The sequence below is a fragment of the Comamonas sp. 7D-2 genome (assembly GCF_022749555.1).
Classification (GTDB): Bacteria; Pseudomonadota; Gammaproteobacteria; order Burkholderiales; family Burkholderiaceae_C; genus Comamonas; species Comamonas thiooxydans.
Map to the genome: position 1 here is coordinate 5,301,129 of NZ_CP094238.1, position 26,000 is coordinate 5,327,128.

The following is a 26,000-nucleotide window of genomic DNA, read 5'->3' on the forward strand; positions in this document are numbered from 1 at the left end:
CACCAGTTTTGATGTTTTTAGAAAGAATCACGGAGATGGACACGCCACTTCGTAAGCCCTCGGAAACACCGTTGCGCAATGTTCGCCCGAACATCGTGCAATCCATTCGCGCCTATCGCATTCCTGATCTTCAGGCAGCAGCAGAGGCGCTGGGCTCCCATTTCCTCTATGCCAACCTGGCCCATGCCCAGACCAAGGCCGATGTTTTCGAGCTGCTGTCCACACAGTTCTACCTGCCGGCACACTTTGGCAAGAACTGGGATGCGCTGTATGACTGCATGACCGACCCGATCAACAAATCCGGCCCGCAACCCGGTTTTGTGGTGGTGCTCGACCAGATTCCGACCACTCCCAAGTTCGACAAGGAAGTGCGCGAGCAGTTGCTGGACGTGTTCCGCGATACCGCGGACTTCTGGGCAGAGCGCAAGATTCCCTTCCGCTGCTTTTACTCATTCCTATAGGCCGGCTGCTGCGGCGCACACAACACAAAATGCCCGCCTTGAATGCGGGCGTTTTTGCTTTCAGAACCAAGGGCTCAGGCAGTGCTGTCCTGAGTGGCGACCTTGAGCTGCATCCACTTGCCCATTGCAATCACCAGCACGGCGCCGCAGGCGGCCGCTGCGTAATGCGCCCAGGGATTGATCCGTACAAAACCTTCGAGCATATGGTCGCTGGTGATGGTTTCGCCGGCCACCCAGCCAATCAGTGCCGCGCCCAAAGTGACGATGACCGGAAAACGCTCCATCAGCTTGATCATCAGCGTGGAGCCAAAGATGACCAGCGGAATGCTGATGGCAAGGCCCAGAATCAGCAGCAGCATATCGCCGCCCGCTGCCGCAGCCACGGCGATCACATTGTCCAGGCTCATGACCAGATCGGCGAGCAAAATGGTGCGAACGGCAGCCATCATGCCCTGCCTGGCCACGCTGCCGGAATCCTCTTCTTCATCTTCGCCCTTGAGCAGGCCCACGCCAATCCACAGCAGCAGCAGGCCACCGATCACCTCGACGAATGGCAGCTGCATCAGCTTGGCAGCCACCACCGTCAGGACAATACGCAACACCACGGCGGCACCGGAGCCGAACAGCACCGCTTTTTTCTGCTGCTGCGGCGGCAGGCCACGTGCGGCCAGAGCAATGACCACCGCGTTGTCACCCGAGAGAATGATGTTGATCCAGACGATCTTGAACAAGCCGATCCAGAAATCGGCACCGAGCATGGCATCCATGGAAAATATTCCTGAGTTCTCTGTACATTGCACCTTGAACGGACAAACGCCCGGCATTGCAAAGCCAGGCGTGATCAATGCAGGGAAGTTTAGCCAACTGCCTCTTGGAGCCGCTATCGGCGTATTGCTTCTGACGTCATGGGAATTGCAGGCCACGGAGTTCGCTTCCGTTTTGGGACAGACTCCGCAGGCACCTCAAATTACCAGTTTTCAGTGATAGCCAAGCGACTTGATCTCGGTAACAGTGGGACACGAAAACCAGCGGCACCTCACACAATATGGCAGAGACTTTTTCCCTCCCTACAGAGTCCATTCTCCCCAGCCCCTTGATCGTGGTGGAGGATGAGCCGTTGATCCGCAATCGGCTGGAAAACATTTTGCATGGCCTCGGATATGCGGATGATGCCCTCATCTTTGCTGCAACCCTGGGGCAGGCACGCGCCCGGCTGGCGGAGCATCCAGTCGCCATGGCACTGGTGGACCTGGGCTTGCCCGACGGCAGCGGCATAGAGCTGATCAGCCAGCTGCGCGCCGCCGATCCCGGCATGGGAATTCTGGTCATCTCCGCCTGGAGCACCGAGGACGCCATTCTGTCGGCGCTGCGTGCCGGGGCCAACGGCTATGTGCTCAAGGAGCGCGACGACCTGGAGGTCACCCTGTCCATACGCAGTGTGCTGCGCGGTGGCGCCCCCATCGACCCTTTCATTGCACGGCGCATCATTGCCGAGTTGCAGCCCTCCCAGCCCACGGAAGCGCACAAGGAGATGCCGCCCGAAGCCATACTCAGCGCCCGCGAAATCCAGATCCTCAAGCTGGTCGCAGACGGCATGACCAACCGGGAGATCGCAGAGTCGCTCTTTCTCTCGCGCTACACCGTGGAGTGCCATGTGAAGAACATTTACCGCAAGCTGGCCGTGCCTTCGCGCACCAAGGCGGTCAGCGAGGCCCGGGCACGCGGTTTGCTGAGCTGAATGTTCAAGCGGTCGGCTCTCTTGCTCCGCCTGATATTTGCGCTCGTCATGGGCTGGAGTTGCGGCGTGGCCTGGGCACAGGAGCCCAGGCCTCAGGATCTGCTCTGTGAACCGCGCATTGTGGCCCGCCAATCGGCCAGGGCACTGCCCGAGGGGCCTCCACCCGATGCGGCCTTGCTGAAATGGGTGGATGTGCCGGGGCTGGATGACTGGAGTCAACGCTGGCCCGGCCATGACGGTGCAGCCTGGTACCGCATCGATTGGGAGAGTCCCTGCGGGCGCGATCAGCCCGTGGCGCTGGCCGTCGTCAATATCGTAATGGCGGGCGAAGTGTTCGTGAATTCAGAACTGATCTGGCGCGATCAATCGCTGGTGGAGCCGCTGAGCCGCAGCTGGAATATGCCACGCTACTGGCTGCTGCCCAAGGCGCTGCTCAAGGAGCAGGGCAACAGCATCTGGGTGCGCGTCCACGGGCTCAGCAGCCAGACGCCAGGCCTGGGGCGGCTGCGCATAGGCCATCCAGCCGAGCTCAAGCAATGGACGGCACAGGCCACCTGGAACCTGCGCACCATTTATATGGTCTGCATCACGGTCAGCCTGGTGCTATGCCTGCTGTTTTCGTTTGCCTGGCTCCACAACCGCAATCAAAAACTCTATGGCTGGTACGCACTCAATCTGATGTGCTGGGCACTGATGCTCTGCTTTATGGTCATGACTGATCCCTGGCCCTTCAGCAGCACGCCGGCCTTTGCCAAGGGAAATCTGCTGGTTTTCATTGCCTTTACCTACACTTTCTGCATTTTTACCCTGCGTTTTGCCGAATTACGCCTCATGCGTCTGGAACGTACGCTGACCGGCATATGCGGCCTCTGCGCTGTATTCGCCCTGTCTGTCCCCGATGCACAGATGGCGCTGAGCCAGGCCGTCTGGCTGCTGATGTTCTGTCTTTGCGCTCTGGTCTGCCTGCTGTTTCCACTGCGCGCGCTGCAGACACGCACGCCAGCCCACATCGCTTTCAGCCTCTGCTTCGTGCTCTACCTGGCCATCGGCGTGCATGACCTGCTGCTGCTGACCAAGACCCTGGATCACAATCTGACGCTGACTCCCTACACCACCTTGCTGAGCATGCTGGTGATCGCGTGGTTGCTGGGGCGGCAGGTCGTGTGGAATATGCGCCGCATCGAGCACTTCAACCACGAACTCAGTCTCACCGTCACACAGGCCTGCGACGACCTGAGCCAGACTCTGGAGAGGGAGCACCATCTGGCTCTGAGCCACTCCCGCCTGCAGGAACGTCTGCGCATTTCCCAGGATCTGCACGACGGTCTGGGCGGCTCTCTGGTGCGCTCCATTGCCCTGGTCGAGCAGAGCAGCGCCCCTTTGCCCAATGCCCAGGTGCTGTCCATGCTCAAGCTCATGCGTGACGACCTGCGTCAGATGATTGATACCGGCACCAGCACCGCCATCCAGGTTCCCGAGACACCCACGCAGTGGCTTGCTCCACTGCGCCACCGCTTTGCACGGCTGTTCGAGGAGCTGGACATTCAGGTGAAGTGGTGTCTGCCCGAATACTGGACTCACGCGCCCAGCCCCATTCAGTGCCTGACGCTGACCCGCGTGCTGGAAGAGGCATTGACCAATGTCATCAAGCACAGCCGCGCCAGCCAAGTCCAGGTTCGGCTGGAGATTCCCGACTCCAGGGAGTTGCAGCTGCAGATCGAGGACAACGGCACAGGCTTTGATTTGGATAGCACACAGATCAACAGCATGGGCGTGGGCATGCGCAGCATGCTGGCGCGACTGGAGCGCCTGCAAGGCACTCTGGTCATACAGTCCCGCCCCGGCCGCACCGAGCTGCGGGCCAGCCTGCCGCTGTTCGGCAAGGTGCAACGCCACACCGATGTACAGAGCTCCATGCCGTCTCCCCAGAGCATCTGGTAACTGCGCTAAGCTTTCTGCATGCCCCTGCTTATCGACGGAACACCGCATGAAGACGGCGTCTTCACCCTACAGCTGACTCCTGACGCGCCGCACAGACTCAAAACCAGCCCCGGTCAGGGCAGCCTGACCCTTGGCCCCAGGACGCTGTTGAAAACAGCGGACCTGTGGCTGCCTGTCGACGCCTGCGTGCTCTGGTCCTGCTTTGACCCCTTTGCCACGCCCGCCGGCTCGCCCTGGCCACGCAGCTTCTACTACACGGGCAATGACAGCGGCTTCTTCACATGGGCGCAGTTGCGTGCTATCGAAAACTTCAGCTGGTACCCACAGCTGCAGCAAGATGTACATATCGACGCCAGCCGGTCACAGATTCGCGAACTGAGCATTCATCTGCAAGCGGGCAATCAGGGCCACATCCACCTGAAGCTGCCGCAGCAGGGCATGCGCCTTCATCTGCATGGCAATCTGGAGCAAATCACCATCACCGCAGGCCTGCCTGAAAGCCTGAGTTTGAGCCCGGCCACCAGCAAGAACCCGGCCGACGAGGCCTTCCAGCTGCCCGACATGGGCAGCCTGAAGCAGGTCACCACGCTGGAGCTGAGCAATGGAGCGGGAAAGCAACCCATTTCGCTGCAAAACCTGCTGCAGTTTTCGAAGCTGGAATCGCTCTCCCTGTGGGGAAACCACAGCGATTTGGCTCAGCTTTCATCATGTACGCAGCTCAAGGCGCTATCACTGCGTTTTATGCGCCATCTGTCGGGACTGCCTGCGCTGCCAACCTGGCCGGAGCTGGACTTCTTCATCGCCTACAACGTGGAAGAAGCCACTGGCAAACACCTGCGCCAGCAACTCAAGGACCGTGCCAAGGCACGACCCTGGGCTGACTACACATCCGTCAGCCAGTTGCGCAAGCCCGAATGGTGGGCCAAGGAATATGGGCGGCCATTTGCGGGCTGGCCCGCAGCCCGCGCCAGGATTGCGCATGCGGCTTATGAGCTGGCAGAGCAGGAAATCGGCACTGCCAGCAGCCTTGGCCATGTGCAAGCTGCACTGACGGCCTTTGCCGCCCGCTTCAACACGGTCAAGGGCATTGAAACCAGCGAACGTGAAGACCTGGGGCTGGCCGTGCAGCAACTGGCACAACTGCCTGCGGCACTGTCACTGAAGCTGACGGATGAGCAGGCCCAGCAGTGGTTTGATGAAAACCGCGATTACTAGCGCCTACCTAGCGCTTACCTAGTGGCCGCAGGATCGACCTGCGCAATGATGCCGCCGCCCAGGCAGACATCGCCGTCATAGAGCACGGCGGACTGACCAGGGGTGACAGCCCACTGCGCTTCTGGAAAGTCCAGACGGAAGCCGGCATCCGTGGCCTGGGAAATCAGCGCAGGCGAATCGGGCTGACGGTAGCGGGTCTTGGAGCCGTAGGCCTTGCCCTCAGCCGGAGCATGGCCGGCCACCCAGCTGACCTGATCGGCCAGCAGGGCATGCGACTGAAGCAGCGGATGGTCATGGCCCTGCACCACGCGCAGAATGTTCTTGTCCATTTCCTTGCGCGCCACAAACCAGGGCGCATGGTCCCCCGCACCACGGGCGGCGCCCTTTTCCTTGACGCCGCCAATGCCCAGACCCGAACGCTGGCCCAGCGTGTAGAAGGACAGGCCCACATGCTTGCCCAGCTTGCGGTTGCGGTCGTCGAGGATAGGCCCCGGCTCCTTGCTGATGTAGCGGTTCAGGAAGTCGCGGAATGGGCGCTCGCCGATGAAGCAGATACCCGTCGAGTCCTTCTTCCTGGCATTGGGCAGGCCAATCTCTTCGGCAATGCGGCGCACCTCGGTCTTGTGCAGCTCGCCCACGGGAAACATGGCCTTGGACAGCTGGGACTGGTTCAGCCGGTGCAGGAAATAGCTCTGATCCTTGCTGTTGTCCAGGCCTTTGAGCAGCTCGAACAGCTGGGTGGACGGATTCTGGCGCACGCGTGCATAGTGGCCGGTGGCGATCTTCTCGGCACCCAGGCGCATGGCGTGGTCGAGGAAGGCCTTGAACTTGATCTCCGCATTGCACAGCACGTCCGGATTGGGCGTGCGACCGGCCTGGTACTCGCGCAGGAACTCGGCAAACACGCGATCCTTGTAGTCGGCGGCGAAGTTCACGTGCTCGATCTCGATGCCGATCACGTCGGCCACGGCCGCCGCATCGACAAAGTCGATATTCGACGAGCAGTACTCGCTGTCGTCGTCATCTTCCCAGTTCTTCATGAAGATGCCGACGACCTCATGGCCCTGCTGTTTGAGAAGATAGGCGGTGACGGCGGAATCCACACCGCCCGACAAACCCACCACGACACGCTGCTTGTTGCTCATAGGTATGCGATTATCCCAGCGCCCGTCAACTGCTGCGGGCGTGAGGATTTGCCATGGAACTGCGCCAGCTGCGCTACTTTGTACGAATTGTTGAACTGGGCTCCATGAGCCGGGCGGCGCTGGATCTGGACATGGTGCAATCGGCGCTGAGCCAGCAGATCAGCCGCCTGGAGTCGGAACTCTCGACCCGGCTGCTGCAGCGCACACCACGCGGAGTCATCCCCACCGAGGCCGGCCAGGCCTTTTTTCACCAGGCCCAACTGACCCTGCGCCATGCCCAGCAGGCCATACATGCGGCCCAGCAGGCGCGGCTGTCGGGCGCTGTCAGCATGGGACTGTCGCCCACGATTGCCAATGTGCTGGGCCTGCCGCTGATGCGAGCCATGCGCGAACGCTACCCCGATGTGAGGCTGCACATGGTGTCAGCCCTCTCGGGGCATCTGACGAGTCTTCTCAACGCCAGACAGCTGGATCTGGCTATCCTTTTCGATACTCAGAGCGCCCGGCGATGGAGCGTGATGCCGCTGCTGGAAGAGCAGCTGTTTCTGATTCAGTCGCGCCAGCAACCGGTGGCGCCGCAGATTCGGCATGAAGTACCCATCAGCCTGGAGCAGTTGCAGCAAGTGCCTCTGATCCTGCCCTCGGGCAGCCACGGCCTGCGCAGCTCCATCATGGCCTCGTTCACCAGCGCCGGTTTCCAGTCGCAGATGGCCATGGAAATCGACTCGCTGTCCCTGCTGATGGAAGCGGTCGCTGCCGGCATGGGCGCCACAGTCCAGCCCTGGTCGGCCGTGGGCATGTACCGTGATGCTGCCGAGCGTTTTCAGTGGTCGCAAATCGCCGATGACTCGGTGCGGCGCAAGGCCGCGCTGTGCAGCCTGTCGGACGATGAGCTCTCGCCAGCAGCTCTTGCCGCCCGCATAGTGCTGATGGATTGCGCCCGCCAGCTGGTGCAGTCAGGGGGATGGGTGGGGGCTAAGCTGGTGTCCTAATAAGCACCTCGGGAATACCCAAAAGCGCCAAATATTCCCAGCTCGGGTCATAAAACTGCGAATCGCGCGTTGAGTCTTGTTCGTCGCCCTCGGGCACCACAATAACCATGCCTTGGCGCGCTCTGGTGAGCAACACCCGGTAGGCATTCAAGCGATAGCGTTGATCGACCTCTTGCCGAATCTCTTGCCACCGCGTGCCGCTGAAGCTGCGAAAGCGCCAGGGGGCGGATGGGCTCTGGGGCTGGTACATCAAATCGCCATCCCAAACCACCATGGTCCAATCCAACTCCAAGCCCTGCACATCGAACTCACTGCCGGCATCTTCCAGGTAATAAGACGATCTCACGTCATTGGCATCGTTCAAGAACCATGCACAAGGGTCGATCTTCACGCCCATATTCAAGCCCAAGGGCTTGATGCGCTTGGCGCCCGAGGATGCCAACGCCCCATAGCGCTCGCTGCCCCGTGCCTTGCTTTTAAGCCACTGCTTGGCCTGTGCCAACGAGCGCGTGCGCACGATGGGGTAATGTTTGAGCACTTGCTGCAGCTGCGCTTTTGCCTCAGCAATCTCGCCAGCCATCACGGCGGCGATGGCTTGTGACAGCCGCTCTGAACGAAAAGATCGTAGCGACACCCCTAGGTGCAATGCGGGCGAGCGCACGATTTGGCTATGTTTTATCTCTGACAACTGAAAGCTGTGCAGATAGCTGCTGTTCTCCAATTGCGCGGGAAGATAGATATCCCAATGCGTAAAGCGGTCCCGCAGCGCGCGCAGCCATTCTTCCAATCCGGCTTCGCCGGTGTTGATTTCTTGGCCTCCGCCAATTAAGCAAACAATGGCAGCCCAGCCCTCGTGCCAGTCCATCACACCAATCAAAAAAGCTGGCTCTGATTGGTCAAAGTCGGGCTGGTTGCGCTTGGTACGCATGAACTTGCTGGCTTGCTCGCGGTCCCATGCGCGCTGGGCTTCATCAAAAACTACCACCCCCTCAACAGGCGCCGCCTCGCTTTTAAGGTTGTCATCTCGAAAATGGTGAATGTTTTGGATAAACGCCTTGGCTTTGCGCTCTGCATCGTTTTTTCTGACGGGCTGGGCGCTTTGCTTGCTTTGCAGCACTTCATCGCGGGCCAACGCCTCCCGCAAAACATCCACCAAAGGGCCATTGCCCGACAAGAACACCGCATGCTCTTGCTCATCAGCATCATGTTTGCGGCGCTCGCACACCAAGTTCAGCCCCGCCAAAGTCTTGCCTGCACCTGGCACGCCAGACACAAAGCAAATCACCTTTCGCTTGAACTGCCGCGCACGATCAATCGCCGCCGTCAACGCCTCGGTGGTAGCTCCTAAGTTCTCTGCCCCGGCTTCGGAGTGCGTAATCTCCTCCACCCCATGACCTTTGTAGAGGGCTTGCGAGGCCTCCACAATGGTAGGCGTTGGCCGGTATCCGGCAGCCAGCCAGGCTGCATAGTCCAGTTCAAGCCCTGCGGCAGACTGCGCGAACTTCGCCAGCACCGCGCGCAAGCTGTCGGTATTGGCTTGGATGACAGGGTAGATGCCATCCACTGGGTAGGTATAGACCTGCTCCACATCCGGCGCAGCAGTCGCTACCAAGATGGGTGCAATCACTGCCGTATGGCTGCCCCCATGAAAGTTGCGCAGGTCCAAGGCATAGTCCAAAACCTGTGTTTGCGCCGCCGCGTCGTATTGCTTGGCGCCCACCTTGAACTCCAGTACCGCCACTTTGTTCCCCAAAAGCAGCAAGTTATCCACGCGCCGGCCAATGCGGGGGATGACGAACTCAAAGCCGATCATGCCTTCCATACTGGAGTCGAGCGCCTCGCGGAGAATTTCGATCTGCTGCTTCCAAGCCCCCATTTGCTCCGTCGCTACATCACCTTCGGATGCGATGGAAAGTTGCCCCAAGATGGTATGGTCTGAGGCAGCAAAAAATTCCTGAATCGTGGCGATGTATGCAGCGCGCTGGGAAGGTTTTTTCATTTCTAAGGGCGATGTCCAAAACCGTTTGAGCATAGCCCGCGCACGGCAATGCGAGCTGCTTCGGCGTCAATTCATCACAAATCGTGATACCCCTATCCCCTCCCCCTGCTACACGGGTGAGGCGGCACTCACTACATTCCGGTTCAATACTTGTTTGACGGTGTCCCCCCTCTCACGCGGGGTCGCCGCCTGCGCTCGATTCCCCCACGTTGAACCGCCACCGGCCCCCCCGTCCGTGGCAGCCCATCATGAAAACTGAAGCCTTTGACACCGATGTACTCGTCATCGGTGGTGGCAATGCCGCCCTGTGCGCCGCGCTAATGGCGCGCGAAGCCGGCAGCCGCGTGCTGCTGCTCGAATCCGCACCGCGCGAATGGCGCGGCGGCAACTCCGGCCACACCCGCAATCTGCGCTGCATGCACGACGCTCCCCAGGACGTGCTGGTCGAGGCCTATCCCGAAGAAGAGTACTGGCAGGACTTGCTCAAGGTCACGGGCGGCATCACCAACGAGCATCTGGCGCGCATGGTGATCCGGGCCTCCTCGACCTGCCGAAACTGGATGCGCAGGCATGGCGTGCACTTCCAGCCGCCGCTGTCGGGCGCGCTGCATGTGGCGCGCACCAATGCCTTCTTCATGGGCGGCGGCAAAGCGCTGGTGAACGCCTATTTCCGCAGCGCCGAAAAGCTGGGCGTGGAAATCCGCTACGAGTCCCCCGTGGACAAGCTCGAAATCGAGAATGGCCGGTTCCAGGCTGCCTGGGTCAAGACCAAGGATGGCAGCCAGCGCATCACGGCCAAAAGCTGCGTGCTGGCGGCGGGCGGCTTCGAGTCCAACCGCGAATGGCTGCGCGAGGCCTGGGGCCAGAACGAGCGCGGCGAATGGCCGGCCGACAACTTCATCATCCGCGGCACGGCCTTCAACCAGGGCGTACTGCTCAAGCATATGCTGCAAGAGCAGCAGGCCGACGGCCTGGGCGATCCCACACAAGCGCACATGGTGGCCATCGATGCCCGCGCCCCGCTGTACGACGGCGGCATATGCACGCGTATCGACTGCGTCTCGCTGGGCGTGGTGGTGAACCGCGATGCCCAGCGCTTCTATGACGAGGGCGAGGACTTCTGGCCCAAGCGCTATGCGATCTGGGGCCGCCTGGTGGCCCAGCAGCCCGGCCAGATCGCCTACTCCATCATCGACAGCAAGGCCATAGGCCGCTTCATGCCGCCGGTGTTCCCTGGTGTGAAGGCCGATTCCCTGCCCGAGCTCGCGCAGAAGCTGGGGCTGGACGTGGACACCTTCATGGCCACGCTCGACGCCTACAACAGCAGCTGCAAGGTCGGCCATTTCGACCATACCGCGCTGGACGACTGCCACACCGAAGGCCTGGCTCCGGCCAAGACGCACTGGGCGCGCCCGCTCGATACCGGACCTTACTACGGCTATGCGCTGCGCCCCGGCGTGACCTTCACCTATCTGGGCCTGAAGGTGGACGACACCTCCGCCGTGCGCTTCAAGGATCAACCCAGCCAGAACCTGTTCGTGGCCGGCGAAATGATGGCCGGCAATGTGCTGGGCAAGGGCTACACGGCTGGCGTGGGCATGTCGATAGGCACCGCCTTTGGCCGTATTGCCGGACGCAATGCTGCTCTCGCGGCTGCAGGCAAACCCGCTATTCATGGCGCCGTAAAGGACTGAAATGAAACACCCCCTGAGCGGCTTCGCCGCTTCCCCCTCCCTCTTTGGGAGGGGGACAACGCCCTCGCTGCGGGGCGGCCCTTGCTCGGCGTCTCTGACTTGGAGCACGCCAGTTTCAAGTGATGCGAATCACGCTCAACATCATTGATACTGACATGCAAACCCTGAAATCCCTGCAAGAACTGGGCAAGGAAGCCCAGACCCTGGCCACCGGCAAGGTGGTTCCCATCCTCCCCGCCCCAACGGAAACCGCTGCCGAAAGCGAAGTGGCGCGCGTGATGCAGATCTGCAATGCCTGCCGCTATTGCGAAGGTTTCTGCGCCGTGTTCCCGGCCATGACGCGCCGTCTGGAGTTCGGCAAGGCCGATGTGCATTACCTGGCCAATCTCTGCCACAACTGTGGCGCCTGCCTGCACGCCTGCCAGTACGCACCGCCGCACGAATTCGGCATCAACATTCCCAAGGCCATGGCCGAAGTGCGCGGCCAGACCTATGCCGACTATGCCTGGCCGCCCGCCATGGGCAAGCTGTACCAGAAGAACGGCCTGACCCTGTCCCTGGCACTGGTGGCCGGACTCTTCCTGTTCCTGGCGCTGGCCGTCGCAGCGCAAGGTGGCATTGGCCAGCTGTGGAACGGCAATCTGGGCAACAACTTCTACAACCTGTTCCCGCACAATCTGCTGGTCGGCATCTTCGCGCCGGTGTTCCTGTTCGTGGTGTTTGCGCTGTCCATGGGCGTGCGCCGGTTCTGGAAGGATGTGAAGCCCGCCACCAGCAATGTGGATGTCAGCGGCCCTGCCGCTGCCGAAGCCACACACGACGTGCTGCGCCTGAAATACCTGGACGGCGGCCATGGCGACGGCTGCCACAACGAGGACGACGAGTACACGCTCAAGCGCCGCCGCTTCCACCACCTGACCTTCTACGGCTTCATGCTGTGCTTTGCAGCCACGGGCCTGGCCACGGTCTATCACTATGTCTTTGATCTGCCTGCTCCCTACGAGCTGCCCAGTCTGCCCAAGATTCTGGGTGCCCTGGGCGGCGTGAGCCTGATGATCGGCACGGCCGGCCTCTGGATGCTGAACCGCGCGCGCCATCCGCTGCATGGCGATGCCAAGCAAAAGCCCATGGACCTCGGCTTCATCGCCCTGCTGTTCCTGGTGGCTGCCAGCGGTCTCGCGCTATGGCTGGGCCGCACCACGCCGGCGCTGGCACTGCTGCTGTGCCTGCACCTGGGCGCCGTGATTGCGCTGTTTGCCACCCTGCCCTACGGCAAGTTTGCCCACGGCGTGTTCCGCACGGCTGCACTGCTGCGGCACAACACCGAAAAGCGCGAGCCCAGCCCCATCGGCCTGGGCGCTGATTGAGCGAAGTCCCATGACAGGCACGCCCTCCGTGCCTGCTTTCAAAAAAATCAGCCGGGATACCGGCATTCCTTTCCGACCAAGGAGACATCCCATGATGAACAAACGCCATTTCCTGCGCGCCACGGCCGTGGCCGCCTCCCTGCTGAGCCTGGGCTCGGCGGCACAGGCCGCACCTGACTGGCTGCCCAACAAGCCCGTGACCCTGGTCGTGGGCTTTGCCGCAGGCGGCGCCGCCGACGCGGCGGCGCGCATGATTGCCAAGAAGCTGGGCGAGAACATCGGCCAGACCGTGGTGGTGGACAACAAGGGCGGCGCAGGCGGCAATATCGCCCACCAGTTCGTGGCCAAGGCACCGACCGACGGATCGGTGCTGCTGTTCGGATCCATCGGCCCTCTGACGATTGCGCCCCACATCATGAAGGTAGGCTACAACCCCTTCTCCGATCTGGCTCCCATCTCGGGCGGTGTGAACTTCCCCAATGTGCTGGTGGTGCACAAGGGCGCGGGCGTGAAGAACCTGGCCGAGTTCGTGGCCAAGGCCAAGAAGAGCCCCGGCAGCGTGGACTATGCATCGACCGGCGCGGGCTCGGCCTCGCATCTGGCAGGCGAGTTGTTCAACCAGCGCGCCGGCGTGGAGATGGTTCACGTGCCTTACAAGGGCGGCGCACCGGCCCTGCAGGACCTGCTGGGCGAGCGCGTCACCTCCTACTTCGCCGCACCCCCGACGGCCCTGCCGCATGTCGAGACAGGCAAGCTGATTCCGCTGGCCACCACGGGTCTGACGCGCCCCGCCTATATGCCCAATATCCCCACCGTGGCCGAAGCCGGCTTCCCCGGCTTCGAGGCGCTGAACTGGTATGCCTTCGTCGCCCCCGGCAAGACCCCCACGCCCGTGCTGGATCGCTGGAACCTGGAAATCGTCAAGGTGCTCAAGGACCCCGGCGTGGCCGAGGCGCTCAAGGTCCACGGCCTGACGCCCCAGCCCACGACGCGGGCCGAGTTCGCGGCCTTCATGAAGAAGGAGTACGAGCAATGGGGCAAGGTGGTCAAGGAACGCAAGATCACCCAGAACTGAAAGCGTGTTCACGATCTGAGAGCACAAACCCGCTCGCGCCGATGGCATAACGCATGAATTGGGCGCAATCCAGGTCAGGGCGGCGAGAGAGGGCGCCGCGCAGCAGCTCAGACGGTGATGGGCTTTTTCTCCACGGGAGCCGCAAAACCCACGCACAGACGGTTCCAGACATTGATGCAGCCGATGGCGTAGCTGAGCTCCACGATTTCGCGCTCGCTGAAGTAGGGGCGCAGGGCCTCGAAGTCCTGCAGCCCGGGATGGGCCTGGCTCAGCTGGGTGCAGCGCTCGGCCCAGTTCAGCGCGGCGCGCTCGCGCATCTCGAACAAGTCCACCTCGCGCCAGACCACCACGCTGTTGATGCGCTGCAGGTCCTCGCCGCGCGACAGCAGCTCGCGCACATGCATGTCCACGCAGAAGGCGCAGCCGTTGATCTGCGAGACGCGCAGATAGACCAGCTCCAGCAGCTGCACACCGAGGCTGGAGCGCGCAATCTGGGCGTTGAGACCGGCCTGCGCCTTGTAGAGTTCGGGAGCCAGCGCACGGAAGTCCAGACGCGGCGTGGGGATGGCAATAGGGCTGGCGGTGGGATTGGCGATGTCGGCCATGTGAATACTCCTTGAGGGACATTGCAGGCCCGCCCCTGCGGCCGGCCCATAGCTCTTAGACGCGGCAGCGCTGCGGTTTGTGACAGGGTCCGCCATCCATCTCCGGGCCATCAATAAACATAGCTGTTATCGCTCATTACTAAACGAATTCAGCAATAAAACTATCTGAATTTGTTGATTAACTAGCGGTAGCAGCTATTGTTTTTTGCCTTCTGCGACAAACCCAGCCCCTCAGGCAGCCGGCACCAGCACGCGGGTCAGCTTGTCCGGATTGCGCAGCGTGTAGATGCGCCGGATCAGTCCGTCCTCGACCAGCAGCGTCTGCACCGACTCCACCTGGCCGTCCACACAGCGCACCAGACCCGGCAGGCCGTTGACCCGCGCCAGATGCAGGGTCTGCTCCTGCCCGTCGCGGCGCAGACGCCGGGCCGTGGCGAAGTACAGCAGCGCCAGGCGGCGCCCGGTCTCCAGCACGCGGCCAAAGGATGCCACCTTGCCGCCGCCGTCGCTGATCAGCGCGGCGTCGGGTGCGAAGAGCGCCTGGATCTGCGCCAGATCGCCGCCCCGTGCAGCCTGGGCAAAGCGGCGCAACAGCTCGGCATGGGCTTGTGCGGGTGCCTCGAAGCGCGGCCGCCCGGCCTTCACATGGGCACGCGCGCGGTGCACCAGCTGGCGGCAGGCGGCCTCGCTGCGGCCCAGCGCCTGGGCCACTTCGGCGTAGTCGGCATCGAAGACCTCACGCAGCAAAAAGGCCGCGCGCTCCTCGGGCGTCAGTTGCTCCAGCACGAACAGCAGCGCCGTGGAAACATCATGGGCCTGCTCCAGCAGCTCCTCGGCCGAGGGAGCGGCCTCGGTCCAGGGCTGGACCAGCGGCTCGGGCAGCCAGAAGCCCGCATAGTGCTCGCGCTCCACGCGCAGGCGTCGCAGCCGGTCTATGGCCAGCCGCGTGGCCGTGGTCACCAGCCAGGCCTCGGGCTGGGCAATGGAGGTGCGCTCGCTGTCCTGCCAGCGCAGCCAGACATCCTGCACCAGATCCTCGGCCTCGGCGCGCTGGCCCAGCATGCGATAGGCCAGCCCGAACAGACGCGGGCGATGGCGCTCGAAATCCTGCAGTCCCGCATCGGCGGACGGCGCAGTGTGGGAAGTGGGGCTCACGTGATGTCTCCTGCAAATAGGCCGGGCCAGCCACCCAGTGTGACAGGCACCAAGCCTTAGACGCAGAACCAGCGCACTTTGTGACAGGGTGCCGGCTTAAAACCGGCGCGCCCTCAGCCAGAGACACCGAGGAAGGGCCGCCCCGCACCGAAGGTGTCGTCCCCTCGGGGGGAAGCCGCGCAGCGGCTCAGGGGGGACCTCAGTACCCCACCGCGCACCCATCCTTGCGCGGATCGGAACCCGCGATGTAATGCTCGCCGTCGCGCAGCACCAGCTGGGCGCCGCCAAAGGCGAACACGCCATGGCCGGCCTCGACGCTGACCTCATGGCCGCGTGCGCGCAGTTGCTCAACCACGGCGGCATCGAAGGACGGCTCCACGGCCACGCCCTTGCCGCCGGTCACGCGCCAGCGCGGTGCATCGGCCGCAGCCTGCGGGTTCTGGCCGTAGCGCAGCACGCGCAGGGCCATCTGCAGATGGCCCTGGCTCTGCATCGGCCCGCCCATGACGCCGAACGCCATTTGCGGCGTGCCGTCGGCATGCATGGCAAAGGCCGGAATGATGGTGTGCGAGGGACGCTTGCGCGGGCCGACCTGGTTGGCATGACCGGCCTCGGTGGTAAAGCCGTGGCCGCGGTTCTGCAGGCTGATGCCCGTGCCCGGCACGACCACGCCCGAGCCGAAGCCCATGTAGTTGGACTGGATGAAGGAGACCATCATGCCGCTGGCATCGGCCGCTGCCAGGTAGACCGTGCCGCCGGGACGCGGTGCGCCATAGCTGGGCAGGCTGGCCTTGTCACGGTCAATGAGCTGGGCGCGTTCGCGCAGGTAGTCGCGGTCCAGCAGTTGGGCGGGAGTGACGCGCATATGGTCGAGGTCGGCGTTGTACTGGTGCAGGTCGGCAAAAGCCAGCTTCATGGCCTCGATCTGCAGGTGCACGCTGTCCACGCCGTCCAACGGCTGCGATCCCGCGCCCAACTCGTCCAGCATGCCCAGCGCCATCAGCGCCGCAATGCCCTGGCCGTTGGGCGGGATCTCGTGGATCACCGAGTCACCGAACTTCTGCGACACCGTTCCCACCCAGTCGGCCTGGTGCGCGGCCAGGTCTTCCTCGCTCATCACGCCGCCGCAGGCCCGCGAATGCTCGACCATCTTCCTGGCCAGTGCGCCTCGGTAGAAGGACTCGCCCATGGTCTCGGCAATCTCTTCCAGCGTGCGCGCATGGGCTTCGCTCCTGAACACCTCACCGGCCCGGGGAGCGCGGCCACCGGGCAGAAAGCACTCGGCAAAGCCGGGCTGGTCGCCCAGTTTCTTGCCGCCCAGCTCCCAGAGCGTGCCAATCGTGGGCGAGACCGGGAAACCGTTGCGTGCATAGTCGATGGCGGGCCGGGCCACCTGCGTGAATGGCAGCTTGCCGAAGCGCTTGGACAGCGCCACCCAGGCCGACACGGCGCCGGGCACGGTCACGGCATTCCAGCCCTTTTCCGGAATGCCGCCCAACTGGGCAAAGTAGTCGGGCGTCCAGCCCGCAGGCGAGCGGCCCGAGGCGTTGAGGCCGTGCAGCTCCTTGCCGTCCCAGACGATGGCAAAGCCGTCGCTGCCGATGCCGCAGCCCGTGGGCTCGACCACGGTCAGCGTCATCGCCGCAGCCAGTGCCGCATCCACGGCGTTGCCGCCAGCCAGCAGCATGGAGAGGCCAGCCTGCGCGGCCAGCGGCTGCGAAGTGCTGACCACATTGCGCCCCAGCACCGGCGAGCGGTTCGAAGCATAGGGAAGCGTCCAGTCCTTGATGAGGTTGGTCATATTTAAGTCCGATCAGTGATTCATGGGCGCCGCGCTTAACACTGACACGCCCCAGGCCAAAGGCATCGAGCAAGGGCCGCCTCACGGCAGGAAGCGCCTAGCCGAGGATGCCGTCCCCCGGCGCAGCCGCACAGGGGGTTGCATATGTCATTCCAAAGTAATGTTGTTGTCCCTGATGACCTTGGCCCAGCGCGCGCTGTCGACCTGCACCATGGCCGCGAACTGCGCGGGCGTCTGCGGCTTGGCGGGCTCCACGCCCTGCTTGGCCAGGCTGGCGATCACCTCGGGATTCTGGATGGCGCGGTTGAAGGCCTGGTTGATTCTTGCAACCAGCTCGGGCTTCATGCCGGCCGGGCCGTAGATGCCGAACCAGGTGACCGAGGAATAGCCTGGCAGGCCGGATTCGGCCACCGTGGGCAGATTCGGAGCCTGCGTGCTGCGCCTGTCGCCGGTCACGGCCAGGGCGCGCAGGCGGCCGCTGGCCACATGGGGCATGCCCGTGGGGATGGAATCGAACAGCAGATGCACCTGGCCTGCCGCCAGATCGGTGATCGACTGCGCCGTGCCCTTGTAGGGCACATGGGCGAGCTGGATACCGGCCTGCGCGGCAAAGGCGGCGGTGTTCAGGTGCACGATGGTGCCATTGCCGCTGGTGGCGTAGTTGAGCTTGCCGGGGTTGGCCCTGGCATAGGCAATCAGCTCCTGCACGCTCTTGACCGGCAGCGAGGGCGTGACCAGCAGCACGCTGGCTGCATCCGCCGTGTGGGCGATGGGACTGAAATCCTTGTCCGCCTTGTAGGCCAGCCTGGGCATCAGATGCGGCGAGATGGCATGCGTGCTGCTGGTGGTGAACAGCAGGGTGTAGCCGTCGGCCGCCGCCTTGGCGGCCTCGGCTGTGCCTATGGTGCCGCCGGCGCCGGGCCGGTTGTCTATGACCAGTTGCTGGCCCAGCTCCTGCGATACCCGCTGCGCGATCACGCGTGCCACCAGATCGGTAGCGCCGCTGGCCGGAAACGGCACGATCACGCGCACCGGTCGGCCGGGCCAGGCGGCCTCGCCCTGGGCCAGGGCCGGAAAGGCCAGCAAACCACCGGCCACGGCCGCAGCGGCCTGAAGCCACTGGCGGCGCGTCGTTGAAACAGTAAACCGTGCCCGCATGGCAACTCCCACAGAAATGGAGGGCTGGCCGCTGCCTGGCGACCATCGAACGGGAGATCTTAGAAAACCGGGGCATTTGCCGCTATCGGCAAATTTGCAAGCCATCGTTGCCAAAACAGCAAACCGGGCACAATGGCGCTTTGCCGCCACCGCCTGCCATGCCCGAGTCCCGCCATTTGCTGCTGCAAGACACCGCGCTGCGCTACTTCCACGAAGTCGCGCAATGCGGATCGCTGAGTGAGGCTTCGGCAAGACTGCATGTGGCGGCCTCGGCCATCAGCCGCCAGATCGCGGCATTGGAGGCGCGCCTGGGCACGCCGCTGTTCGAGCGCCACCCGCGCGGCATGGTGCTCAACGCCGCCGGCGAGATCCTCGCCGATCATGCGCGCCGCGCGGGGCTGGACGCGGAGCGCGCGCTCGACGAGATCAAGGCCTTGCAAGGCCTGCGCAGCGGCAAGGTACGCATCGCCAGCTCCGATGCCTTCGCCAGCGAATTCCTGCCGCGCCTGTGCGCGGCCTTCCAGCGCGAGCACTGCGGCATCGTCTTCGAAGTGACGGTGCTTCCCACGCACGAGGTTTCCAGTGCCGTGCGTACCGGCACGGCCGACATAGGCCTGTGTTTCAGCCGGGCCCCCGAGCCCGGCATCGCCGTCGCCTGCCGCGTGGCCGCGCCCGTGCTGGCGCTGGTGGCATCCGGCCATGAACTGGCGCAGGAGCGCAGCGTGGCACTGGCAAGGCTGGTGCGCTATCCGCTGGCATTGACGCCGCCCAGCACGGCCGTGCGCCAGTTGCTGGATGCAGCCTGCAGCCGCCAGGGACTGATGCTGGCGCCGGCCCTGGAGAGCAATCACGGCAAGACGCTGCTGAACTTTGCGGCCCAGGGCACGGCGGTTGCCGTGGCCAGCGAAATCGCCGCCCGCGACATGGTGGCCACAGGCGCGCTCGTGGCCGTGGCGCTCAGCGACCGCGGCATGGATCTGCGCGATATCGAGGTTCAGACCCTGGCCGGCCGCACGCTGCCACATGCGGCACAGTCCTTTCTGGAGCTGTTGCAGCTGCGCCTGCCCGCCGCCTGGTGAAAAGACGGCCGGAGACCTCGGCTCAATCCGCCTTGGGGCGCAGCACCAGCCAGAGCGACAGCGCAATCAGCCCGCCACCCATGGCATGAGCGATGGTCAAGGACTCATCGAGCAGGGCCCAGCCCCAGAGCACGGCAAACACGGGCACGATAAAGGTCACGGTCAGCGCTTTTTGCGGGCCTTCATCGGCAATCAGCCGGAAATACAGCACATAGGCCAGAGCCGTGCTCAGCAAGCCCAGCAGCGCCACATTGCCCCATGCCAACAGCGGAGCGGCCTGCAGCCTGGCCAGCATGCCGGGCTCCAGCGCCATGTCGATGAGCAGCGCCGGCGTCAGCACCATCAGCGCGCCCAGCTGGCTGATGAAAACGGCAGCGCGCGTGTCCACGGACGCATTGGCACCCGCAAGCCTGAGCGTCAGATAGCTGGAAAACGCATAGCAGACCGTGGCCACAAAACAGGCCGCCATACCGCCCAGCACGGCTGCGCCGAGATCCAGCGGCCCGGCCTGGGCCAGCACCGCCACACCGCCAATTCCGAGCAGCACGGCAGCCACACGCGCGGGCGTGATCGCCTCGGCAAACACCAGCGCTCCCACCACGGTAGCAACCAGTGGCGTGGTGGCATTGAAGATGGCGCTATAGCCCGATGGCAGCACCTGGGCCGCCAGCGCGTACATGAGAAAGGGGATGCCGGAATTGATGACACCCAGCCCCAGCAAGGGCCAAAGATAGCGTCCTAGCCTGGGCCGGTAGCCCATGGCAAACAACGCCGCGCCAAGGCCCAGCGCCGAAAACAGGCCGCGTCCCACGGCCGTGGGCACGGTCCCCAGATGGGGTACGGCCACGCGCATGAATAAAAAACTGCCGCCCCAGAGGGCGGCCAGTGTCATGAGTCGGATCAGGCTGGCTACAGACATACAGGGCATTGTGCACAGCCCCGGCCTGCACGCCTGTCACAACTGCCGAATGCCAATATCAGTGAATCTGCACCAGCACATCGTCCAGCGTGGCACCGGCCTCTTCGGGCACCGGGCGCGTGAGCTGCGGCACCTTGTAGATGCTGGCATCGGCATGAATGAGGCCTATGTCATAGCGCTGGCCGGCCAGATAATCGCCCACCGACTCCAGCACGATGGGGCTGCGATGCAGATGCTCGGTGGCCTTGAGTTCGTCGAGCGAGAGCCAGACGCTGCGCACGATGCCGTCGTCCAGATGGCGCTGGGCATGGTGCATGCCCAGATCGCCCGTAAAGGCAAAGCGCAGATAGGTGATGTCCGAGCCCGTGCGCGTGCGCACAAAGCGGTTCATATAGATGCCGACCAGAGCCGTGGGCGTGAAGCTGTAGGCCGTCTCTTCCATGACTTCGCGCACACAGGCATCGACAGGGCTTTCGGAAGGGTCGAGATGACCGGCCGGCGTGTTCAGACGCAGTCCATCCGCCGTTTGTTCTTCCACCAGCAAAAAACGGCCATCGCGTTCGATGATGGCCGAGACAGTCACATTGGGTTTCCAGCGATTGGGCATGGCGGGCATTATCCTTGTCCCAACCCGACGATGTGTCAGATAAATCCCACCATATAGAGCGCTCCTTCGCCGTAACTGGCCAAATGTTGCTGCTGCGCAGCATTTGTCACGGATTCGACCGCATAGCCTTGACGCTCCCAGTAAAGCCGCGAACCCTGCACCGAAACCAGTGCCGTGCGCTGCACGCCGCGCGCTCTGGCCTGCGCCTTCAGGACCTGGACCATGCGCCGCGCCAGGCCCTGGCCGGCTGCAGCCTCGGACACAGCCATATCGTGCAGATAGAGCACGCTGGCATCGTCATATTCGGCAAAGTCGCCGTTGAGCGGCGTGATGGCTCCGGGGCGCGACCAATAGGCTGCCAGATAGGCCACCAGCTCTCCGCCCTGCTCTGCCGCCCAGGAACAATGCCCGGCCGTCCGCAAACGGCGCACAAACACCTCGCGCGGCTCCGAAAAGTCCGCACCATAGCAATGCTGCTGTATGCGCATCACGGCATCCACATCGTCCGCGCCCAGCGCACGCAGCTGAATTGGCATCGACCCCGTCATCAAAAACTCTCAAATCAATAGCTGCCAGCGCTTATCAGTCAATGGCTGACGGCCAATTTCAATCAAAATCTGGCACATAGCTTAGCAAGCCGTTCATCTCGCAGCAGTCTGTAGGCGCTATCGCAATAGTAATGATTCTCAATTGGAAATGCATCGCCATCCTCCCTACCATTCATTCATCGCACAGGGAGAAACAGATGACACGCTTGATCAAGACATTGCGCCAGAACCAGCTCACGCTGACCAAGACCGCCAGCTACTACGTGATCCACATCACCGTCGCCGCCTGCGTCGCCTATGCCGTGACCGGCAATCTGATTGCCTCGCTGACGCTGAGCCTGCTCGAGCCAACGGTCCAGGCCTTTGCCTTCTTCTTCCATGAAAAAGTCTGGGAGCGCCGCCTGAAGAAACGCGAGCAACAAGCGCTTGCCGGACAGGCACTGAGCGCCTGAGAGCCGTCTATGAACACCGACCAGCCCACCACTTTTACGCAATGGCTGCTGCAGTCCCTGGCCATGCTGGGCGACTGCAACGGCCATCTTCATGATCTGTAGAAATCATGTGAACAAGCCTTTTGATAAGCCATGGGTAAATATTGAATATCCCAGACTCTTTGTGAGCTTCTGATCATTCACGCCAGAAAATCATCCGAGCCTGACTCTCCGGCATCAGAAAATACTGTGGATAAGTCATGCGGAAGATGCCAATTCGGACTCGCTCCCATGGGTTTGCGGCTATTTGCCAAACCGGGCCCAAGGCCAACAATGGCCGGGAATCCAAGGAGTTCCCATGCAGCTTGCAGACCGCCAGACATCCGCAGACCTCGCGCGCCACGACGAACAATGGCTAAGCGCCCACTGGATGCCGTTCACCGGCAACCGCAACTTCAAGGCCAGGCCCCGCATCATCACGGGCGCACAGGGCGCCTACTACAGCGATGCCGATGGCCGGCGCATTTTCGACGGCCTCTCGGGCCTGTGGTGCTCGGGTCTGGGCCATGGCCGCCGCGAGATCGCCGAGGCCATTGGTCAGGCCGCGCTGCAGCTCGATTACGCACCCGCCTTCCAGTTCGGCCACCCGGCCTCGTTCGCGCTGGCCAACCGCATCGTGGCGCTGATGCCCCAGGGGCTTGAGCATGTGTTCTTCACCGGCTCGGGCTCGGAAGCAGCCGACACCTCGCTGAAGATGGCGCGCGCCTACTGGCGCGCCAGGGGCCAGGGCACCAAGACCCGGCTGATCGGACGCGAGAAGGGCTATCACGGCGTGAACTTTGGCGGCATCTCGGTAGGCGGCATGGGGGGCAACCGCAAGATGTTCGGCCAAGGGGTCGAAGCCGACCATCTGCCGCACACCCAGCCGCCAGCAGGTTCGTTTTTCAAGGGCCAGCCCCAGACCGACGGGCGCGCCCTGGCAGACCGGCTGCTCGATCTGATCGCCCTGCATGACGCCAGCAATATCGCCGCCGTGATCGTGGAGCCCATGTCGGGGTCGGGCGGCGTGGTGATTCCGCCCGCCGGCTATCTGCAGCGCTTGCGCGAAATCTGCACCCAGCACGACATTCTGCTGATCTTCGACGAGGTCATCACGGGCTTTGGCCGCCTCGGAGCGATGACGGCGGCCGAGGCCTTTGGCGTGACGCCGGACATCATGAATATCGCCAAGCAGGTCAGCAACGGCGCCCAGCCGCTGGGAGCCTGCGTGGTCACGCCCGCCATCTATGAGCAGTTCATGGCGGCCGGCGGGCCGGAGTACATGCTGGAATTTGCCCACGGCTATACCTATTCGGCCCATCCCGTGGCCTGCGCGGCAGCCATTGCGGCACTGGATCTGCTGCAGCGCGAAGACGGCCCGGGCCGCGTGCGCGCGCTGGCCCCCTTCTTCGAGCAGGCCGTGCACAGCCTCAAGGACGCCAGGCATGTGCTGGACATCCGCAATATCGGCCTGGCGGCGGGCATCACGATTGCATCCCTGCCTGGCGAGCCCGCCAAGCGCCCTTATGAGATCGCCATGAAATGCTGGGAGGCCGGCTTCTATGTGCGCTACGGCGGTGACACGATTCAGCTGGCGCCGCCCTTCATCAGCGAGCAGGCCGAGATCGAGCGGCTGATCAACGCACTGGGCGATGCGCTGCAGGCCACTGACTGAACTATCAAATCAGTAGCTTCAATCGCTTACCTATAAAGCGATTGAAGCATTTTTCATCCAAATTCAGGAAAGCTGTGCCGCCAGGGCTTCGAATTCGGCGACAGGCACTTCTTCCGCGCGGCGCTGCAGATCGAACTCGCCGGCAAAGCCCTTGGCTTCCAGCCACTTGCCCAGGGTGTTGCGCAAGATCTTGCGGCGCTGGCTGAAAGCGACCTGCACCAGCTCTTCCAGCAGCTTGGGATCAAGATCCGCAGGCTGCTCGCGCGGAATCATGCGCACCACGGCACTGTCCACCTTGGGAGGCGGATTGAAGCTGCCCGGCGGCACGAACAGCACATCCTCCATGGCGTAGCGCCATTGCAGCATCACCGACAGACGGCCGTAGGCCGAGGTGCCGGCGTCCGCCACCATGCGGTCTATGACCTCTTTTTGCAGCATGAAATGCTGATCCTGCACCACATCCACCTGCTCCAGCAGATGAAAAAGAATGGGGCTGGAGATGTTGTAGGGAAGGTTGCCGACCACACGCAGCTTGGCCACGCCCAGACGCGCAGCCAGCGCACGGAAGTCCACCTTGAGCACATCGGACTCGACCACATCGAGATCGTCGCGCAGACGCAGACGGGCCGCCAGGTCCCGGTCCAGCTCGATGACGGTGAGCTTGCCCAGGCGCTCGACCAGGGGCTGCGACAGCGCCATCAGGCCGGGGCCGATCTCGACCATGGGTTCGCCCGCCTTGGGGTCGATGGCCTGGACGATGTTGTCGATGATGGCGCCGTCGGTCAGGAAGTTCTGGCCGAAGCGCTTGCGGGGAATATGTTTCATGAATGCGAAAGCGGTGCCTGGGCACCGCTTGGAATGAGGGGGAGCTCCGATGCCCGGTGCGCAATGATGACATTACCGGGCACTTCAAGCGGATTGAATGGGCTTATTGGGGCGGCTCGCGGTATTCCACGAAGGCCTTGCCGCGCAGTTCCTTGAGCCAGGTTTCGTAGTCCTGCTCGGCCTTGCGCTCGCGCACCACGTTGCGAACCATTTCGCGCTGCTCGCGCTCGGTGAGCTTTTCCTGGCGGCGCTCGATCAGCTGAATCAGGTGCACGCCGAAACGCGACACCACGGGGTTGCTGATCTGGCCCGGCTGCAGGTTGTCGAGCACGCGTTCAAACTCGGGCACGAACTGGCCGGGCGAGGACCAGCCCAGATCACCGCCATTGCGCGCGCTGCCGTCCTTGGAGAACTCCTGGGCCAGTTGCTGGAAGGTGGCCTGGCCGGCTTCCACGCGACGCTTGTAGTCCTCCAGACGCTTGGCCGCCTGGGCTTCGGTCATGCCATCGCCTACGGTCAGCAGAATATGGCGGGCGTGGTTCTGCGTGATGTATACAGGTGCTCCGGTCTGAGATTTTTCCAGCACCTTGAGCACGTGGAAACCTGCGCCCGAACGGAACGGACCGACGATGGCACCGACGGCCGAATTGCCCACCTGTTGAGAAAACAGCTCGGGGTAATCGCTCATGGGGCGCATGCCCATGGCGCCGCCCCCCTGACCGTTGGGTACATCCGAAAATTCCCGCACGGCGGCGATGAAGTCGGGATTCTTGCGCGCCGCTTCTGCCGCCTGCTTGGCCTTGGCCTCGCGCTCCGCCACCACGGCAGGGCTGGCATTTTCAGGCACGGTGATCAGGATGTGGCCCAGATTGGCTGCCGCACCTGCAGCCGCATCGCCCGGACGCTTCTGCTCCTTGAGATAGCGATCGATGTCGGCTTCCGCGACCTTGACGCGACCGTCCACATCACGCTCGCGCACGCGCTGCATCAGCATCTGGTTGCGGATCTCCGAACGGAACTGCGCTTCGGAAATCCCTTCGGCCTTCAGGCGCGACACCAGGCCGGCCTTGTCGGTATTGTTCTGGCGCGCCACATTGGCAACGGCCTGATCGACCGTCATGTTGTCAATGTTGATGCCCGTGTCCTTGGCTTCCTGCAACTGCACGCGCTCGACAATCAGGCGCTCCAGAACCTGGCGGGCCAGCTCGCTCTGGGACGGCAGCTGCCCGCCCTGCTCGGTCACGTTCTGCGCAACGCGCGCCATGCGCGCACGCACTTCGTTATTGGTGATGGGCTCGGAATTGACCACGGCCACGATGTAATCGGCCGAGCGAACACCCTGTGCGGCTGCTGGAGCCTGACGCCCCGAGGGCTGGGCCGTAGCCTCCAATGCACGCGAGATAGAGGAGTCATTGCCAGCCTTGGCCTTGCTGCCGGGACTCTTCAGGCCCTGGGCCTGCACACCGGCAGCCATTACAGCCAGTGCCACGGCAACAGCACATGCATTGGATGTCTTGGAGAAAAAACGCAT

At 63.1% G+C, this 26,000-nt stretch carries 24 protein-coding genes; 12 read left to right on the forward strand and 12 right to left on the reverse strand.

The window, feature by feature from the left end; translation table 11 throughout:
* Positions 1–35 precede the first annotated feature (35 nt).
* The gene (locus tag MPZ60_RS24445) at positions 36–461 is read left to right on the forward strand and encodes a barstar family protein (protein WP_003072350.1); all 426 of its coding nucleotides are present in this window, start codon (positions 36–38) and stop codon (positions 459–461) included.
* 74 nt (positions 462–535) lie between these two features.
* On the opposite strand, the gene MPZ60_RS24450 is transcribed toward MPZ60_RS24445, so the two are convergent.
* Positions 536–1,228, reverse strand: a complete 693-nt coding sequence (locus tag MPZ60_RS24450) for a TerC family protein (protein WP_034350943.1) — start codon at positions 1,226–1,228, stop codon at positions 536–538.
* On the opposite strand from MPZ60_RS24450, the gene MPZ60_RS24455 reads away from it, so the two are divergent.
* The 4 genes from MPZ60_RS24455 (at position 1,227) to MPZ60_RS24470 (ending at position 5,355) form a co-directional block, all read left to right on the forward strand.
* The gene (locus MPZ60_RS24455) at positions 1,227–1,445 is read left to right on the forward strand and encodes a hypothetical protein (RefSeq protein ID WP_059440002.1); all 219 of its coding nucleotides are present in this window, start codon (positions 1,227–1,229) and stop codon (positions 1,443–1,445) included. The two genes, MPZ60_RS24450 and MPZ60_RS24455, sit on opposite strands and share 2 nt — an antisense overlap.
* 61 nt (positions 1,446–1,506) lie before the next feature.
* A complete protein-coding gene (locus tag MPZ60_RS24460; RefSeq protein WP_034350946.1) occupies positions 1,507–2,199 on the forward strand; it encodes a response regulator transcription factor in 693 nt (230 codons plus the stop codon).
* A gap of 66 nt (positions 2,200–2,265) precedes the next feature.
* Complete coding sequence (locus MPZ60_RS24465; RefSeq protein WP_242607001.1) at positions 2,266–4,140, forward strand: ATP-binding protein; 1,875 nt, start codon at positions 2,266–2,268, stop codon at positions 4,138–4,140.
* Between the two features lie 18 nt (positions 4,141–4,158).
* Positions 4,159–5,355, forward strand: coding sequence for a hypothetical protein (locus MPZ60_RS24470; protein WP_034350950.1), 1,197 nt, complete (start codon positions 4,159–4,161; stop codon positions 5,353–5,355).
* A gap of 14 nt (positions 5,356–5,369) precedes the next feature.
* On the opposite strand, the gene mnmA is transcribed toward MPZ60_RS24470, so the two are convergent.
* Complete coding sequence (gene mnmA, locus MPZ60_RS24475; protein WP_034350952.1) at positions 5,370–6,500, reverse strand: tRNA 2-thiouridine(34) synthase MnmA; 1,131 nt, start codon at positions 6,498–6,500, stop codon at positions 5,370–5,372.
* Between the two features lie 53 nt (positions 6,501–6,553).
* Here mnmA and MPZ60_RS24480 point away from each other — a divergent pair, with 53 nt between their 5' ends.
* Positions 6,554–7,492, forward strand: coding sequence for a LysR substrate-binding domain-containing protein (locus MPZ60_RS24480; protein ID WP_034350953.1), 939 nt, complete (start codon positions 6,554–6,556; stop codon positions 7,490–7,492).
* Here MPZ60_RS24480 and MPZ60_RS24485 read toward each other — a convergent pair.
* Positions 7,476–9,491, reverse strand: a complete 2,016-nt coding sequence (locus MPZ60_RS24485; RefSeq protein ID WP_034350955.1) for a DUF2075 domain-containing protein — start codon at positions 9,489–9,491, stop codon at positions 7,476–7,478. The two genes, MPZ60_RS24480 and MPZ60_RS24485, sit on opposite strands and share 17 nt — an antisense overlap.
* Positions 9,492–9,739: 248 nt before the next feature.
* Here MPZ60_RS24485 and tcuA point away from each other — a divergent pair, with 248 nt between their 5' ends.
* The 3 genes from tcuA to MPZ60_RS24500 all read left to right on the forward strand — a co-directional run bounded on the left by tcuA (position 9,740) and on the right by MPZ60_RS24500 (position 13,627).
* Positions 9,740–11,185, forward strand: coding sequence for an FAD-dependent tricarballylate dehydrogenase TcuA (gene tcuA / locus MPZ60_RS24490; RefSeq protein WP_034350958.1), 1,446 nt, complete (start codon positions 9,740–9,742; stop codon positions 11,183–11,185).
* Between the two features lie 155 nt (positions 11,186–11,340).
* Positions 11,341–12,552 carry a tricarballylate utilization 4Fe-4S protein TcuB gene (gene tcuB / locus MPZ60_RS24495; protein WP_034351522.1) on the forward strand — a complete coding sequence of 404 codons (1,212 nt, stop codon included), beginning with the start codon at positions 11,341–11,343 and terminating at the stop codon, positions 12,550–12,552.
* A gap of 91 nt (positions 12,553–12,643) precedes the next feature.
* Complete coding sequence (locus MPZ60_RS24500) at positions 12,644–13,627, forward strand: tripartite tricarboxylate transporter substrate binding protein (protein ID WP_080746050.1); 984 nt, start codon at positions 12,644–12,646, stop codon at positions 13,625–13,627.
* Positions 13,628–13,734: 107 nt separating this feature from the next.
* Here MPZ60_RS24500 and MPZ60_RS24505 read toward each other — a convergent pair whose 3' ends face one another.
* The 4 genes from MPZ60_RS24505 to MPZ60_RS24520 all read right to left on the reverse strand — a co-directional run bounded on the left by MPZ60_RS24505 (position 13,735) and on the right by MPZ60_RS24520 (position 18,346).
* Positions 13,735–14,232, reverse strand: coding sequence for a carboxymuconolactone decarboxylase family protein (locus MPZ60_RS24505; RefSeq protein WP_034350959.1), 498 nt, complete (start codon positions 14,230–14,232; stop codon positions 13,735–13,737).
* Between the two features lie 231 nt (positions 14,233–14,463).
* The gene (locus tag MPZ60_RS24510; protein WP_034350966.1) at positions 14,464–15,387 is read right to left on the reverse strand and encodes an RNA polymerase sigma-70 factor; all 924 of its coding nucleotides are present in this window, start codon (positions 15,385–15,387) and stop codon (positions 14,464–14,466) included.
* A gap of 199 nt (positions 15,388–15,586) precedes the next feature.
* The gene (locus tag MPZ60_RS24515; RefSeq protein WP_034350973.1) at positions 15,587–17,188 is read right to left on the reverse strand and encodes a gamma-glutamyltransferase family protein; all 1,602 of its coding nucleotides are present in this window, start codon (positions 17,186–17,188) and stop codon (positions 15,587–15,589) included.
* A gap of 147 nt (positions 17,189–17,335) precedes the next feature.
* Positions 17,336–18,346, reverse strand: a complete 1,011-nt coding sequence (locus MPZ60_RS24520; protein WP_034350975.1) for a tripartite tricarboxylate transporter substrate binding protein — start codon at positions 18,344–18,346, stop codon at positions 17,336–17,338.
* Between the two features lie 158 nt (positions 18,347–18,504).
* Here MPZ60_RS24520 and MPZ60_RS24525 point away from each other — a divergent pair, with 158 nt between their 5' ends.
* Positions 18,505–19,425, forward strand: a complete 921-nt coding sequence (locus tag MPZ60_RS24525; protein ID WP_242881934.1) for a LysR family transcriptional regulator — start codon at positions 18,505–18,507, stop codon at positions 19,423–19,425.
* A gap of 22 nt (positions 19,426–19,447) precedes the next feature.
* Here the strand turns inward: MPZ60_RS24525 and MPZ60_RS24530 are convergent, their stop codons facing one another.
* From MPZ60_RS24530 to MPZ60_RS24540, 3 genes are read right to left on the reverse strand one after another with little or no spacing between them, the layout of a single operon-like run.
* On the reverse strand, positions 19,448–20,344 hold the full coding sequence (locus MPZ60_RS24530) for a DMT family transporter (RefSeq protein ID WP_034350976.1): 897 nt from the start codon (positions 20,342–20,344) through the stop codon (positions 19,448–19,450).
* A gap of 58 nt (positions 20,345–20,402) precedes the next feature.
* Positions 20,403–20,960, reverse strand: coding sequence for an NUDIX hydrolase (locus tag MPZ60_RS24535; protein ID WP_003066904.1), 558 nt, complete (start codon positions 20,958–20,960; stop codon positions 20,403–20,405).
* Between the two features lie 26 nt (positions 20,961–20,986).
* Positions 20,987–21,499 (reverse strand): GNAT family N-acetyltransferase, encoded by a 513-nt coding sequence (locus MPZ60_RS24540; protein WP_034350978.1) that lies wholly within the window; start codon positions 21,497–21,499, stop codon positions 20,987–20,989.
* A gap of 197 nt (positions 21,500–21,696) precedes the next feature.
* Here MPZ60_RS24540 and MPZ60_RS24545 point away from each other — a divergent pair, with 197 nt between their 5' ends.
* Positions 21,697–21,951 (forward strand): DUF2061 domain-containing protein, encoded by a 255-nt coding sequence (locus MPZ60_RS24545; RefSeq protein WP_003066898.1) that lies wholly within the window; start codon positions 21,697–21,699, stop codon positions 21,949–21,951.
* Positions 21,952–22,288: 337 nt separating this feature from the next.
* Positions 22,289–23,644 (forward strand): aspartate aminotransferase family protein, encoded by a 1,356-nt coding sequence (locus MPZ60_RS24550; protein ID WP_034350980.1) that lies wholly within the window; start codon positions 22,289–22,291, stop codon positions 23,642–23,644.
* 63 nt (positions 23,645–23,707) lie between these two features.
* Here MPZ60_RS24550 and rsmA read toward each other — a convergent pair whose 3' ends face one another.
* Both rsmA and MPZ60_RS24560 read right to left on the reverse strand, forming a co-directional pair.
* Complete coding sequence (gene rsmA, locus MPZ60_RS24555) at positions 23,708–24,469, reverse strand: 16S rRNA (adenine(1518)-N(6)/adenine(1519)-N(6))-dimethyltransferase RsmA (RefSeq protein ID WP_003072305.1); 762 nt, start codon at positions 24,467–24,469, stop codon at positions 23,708–23,710.
* Between the two features lie 103 nt (positions 24,470–24,572).
* Complete coding sequence (locus MPZ60_RS24560) at positions 24,573–26,000, reverse strand: peptidylprolyl isomerase (RefSeq protein WP_034350982.1); 1,428 nt, start codon at positions 25,998–26,000, stop codon at positions 24,573–24,575.

Excerpts from the sequence above, each read along its gene's own strand:
- MPZ60_RS24445 (WP_003072350.1), top strand. The coding sequence starts at position 36 with ATGGACACGCCACTTCGTAAGCCCTCGGAAACACCGTTGCGCAATGTT.
- MPZ60_RS24455 (WP_059440002.1), top strand. The coding sequence starts at position 1,227 with ATGGAAAATATTCCTGAGTTCTCTGTACATTGCACCTTGAACGGACAA.
- MPZ60_RS24450 (WP_034350943.1), bottom strand. The coding sequence starts at position 1,228 with ATGGATGCCATGCTCGGTGCCGATTTCTGGATCGGCTTGTTCAAGATC.
- MPZ60_RS24460 (WP_034350946.1), top strand. The coding sequence starts at position 1,507 with ATGGCAGAGACTTTTTCCCTCCCTACAGAGTCCATTCTCCCCAGCCCC.
- MPZ60_RS24470 (WP_034350950.1), top strand. The coding sequence starts at position 4,159 with ATGCCCCTGCTTATCGACGGAACACCGCATGAAGACGGCGTCTTCACC.
- mnmA (WP_034350952.1), bottom strand. The coding sequence starts at position 6,500 with ATGAGCAACAAGCAGCGTGTCGTGGTGGGTTTGTCGGGCGGTGTGGAT.
- MPZ60_RS24480 (WP_034350953.1), top strand. The coding sequence starts at position 6,554 with ATGGAACTGCGCCAGCTGCGCTACTTTGTACGAATTGTTGAACTGGGC.
- MPZ60_RS24485 (WP_034350955.1), bottom strand. The coding sequence starts at position 9,491 with ATGAAAAAACCTTCCCAGCGCGCTGCATACATCGCCACGATTCAGGAA.
- tcuA (WP_034350958.1), top strand. The coding sequence starts at position 9,740 with ATGAAAACTGAAGCCTTTGACACCGATGTACTCGTCATCGGTGGTGGC.
- tcuB (WP_034351522.1), top strand. The coding sequence starts at position 11,341 with ATGCAAACCCTGAAATCCCTGCAAGAACTGGGCAAGGAAGCCCAGACC.
- MPZ60_RS24500 (WP_080746050.1), top strand. The coding sequence starts at position 12,644 with ATGATGAACAAACGCCATTTCCTGCGCGCCACGGCCGTGGCCGCCTCC.
- MPZ60_RS24505 (WP_034350959.1), bottom strand. The coding sequence starts at position 14,232 with ATGGCCGACATCGCCAATCCCACCGCCAGCCCTATTGCCATCCCCACG.
- MPZ60_RS24515 (WP_034350973.1), bottom strand. The coding sequence starts at position 17,188 with ATGACCAACCTCATCAAGGACTGGACGCTTCCCTATGCTTCGAACCGC.
- MPZ60_RS24520 (WP_034350975.1), bottom strand. The coding sequence starts at position 18,346 with ATGCGGGCACGGTTTACTGTTTCAACGACGCGCCGCCAGTGGCTTCAG.
- MPZ60_RS24525 (WP_242881934.1), top strand. The coding sequence starts at position 18,505 with ATGCCCGAGTCCCGCCATTTGCTGCTGCAAGACACCGCGCTGCGCTAC.
- MPZ60_RS24530 (WP_034350976.1), bottom strand. The coding sequence starts at position 20,344 with ATGTCTGTAGCCAGCCTGATCCGACTCATGACACTGGCCGCCCTCTGG.
- MPZ60_RS24535 (WP_003066904.1), bottom strand. The coding sequence starts at position 20,960 with ATGCCCGCCATGCCCAATCGCTGGAAACCCAATGTGACTGTCTCGGCC.
- MPZ60_RS24540 (WP_034350978.1), bottom strand. The coding sequence starts at position 21,499 with ATGACGGGGTCGATGCCAATTCAGCTGCGTGCGCTGGGCGCGGACGAT.
- MPZ60_RS24545 (WP_003066898.1), top strand. The coding sequence starts at position 21,697 with ATGACACGCTTGATCAAGACATTGCGCCAGAACCAGCTCACGCTGACC.
- MPZ60_RS24550 (WP_034350980.1), top strand. The coding sequence starts at position 22,289 with ATGCAGCTTGCAGACCGCCAGACATCCGCAGACCTCGCGCGCCACGAC.
- rsmA (WP_003072305.1), bottom strand. The coding sequence starts at position 24,469 with ATGAAACATATTCCCCGCAAGCGCTTCGGCCAGAACTTCCTGACCGAC.
- MPZ60_RS24560 (WP_034350982.1), bottom strand. The coding sequence starts at position 26,000 with ATGCGTTTTTTCTCCAAGACATCCAATGCATGTGCTGTTGCCGTGGCA.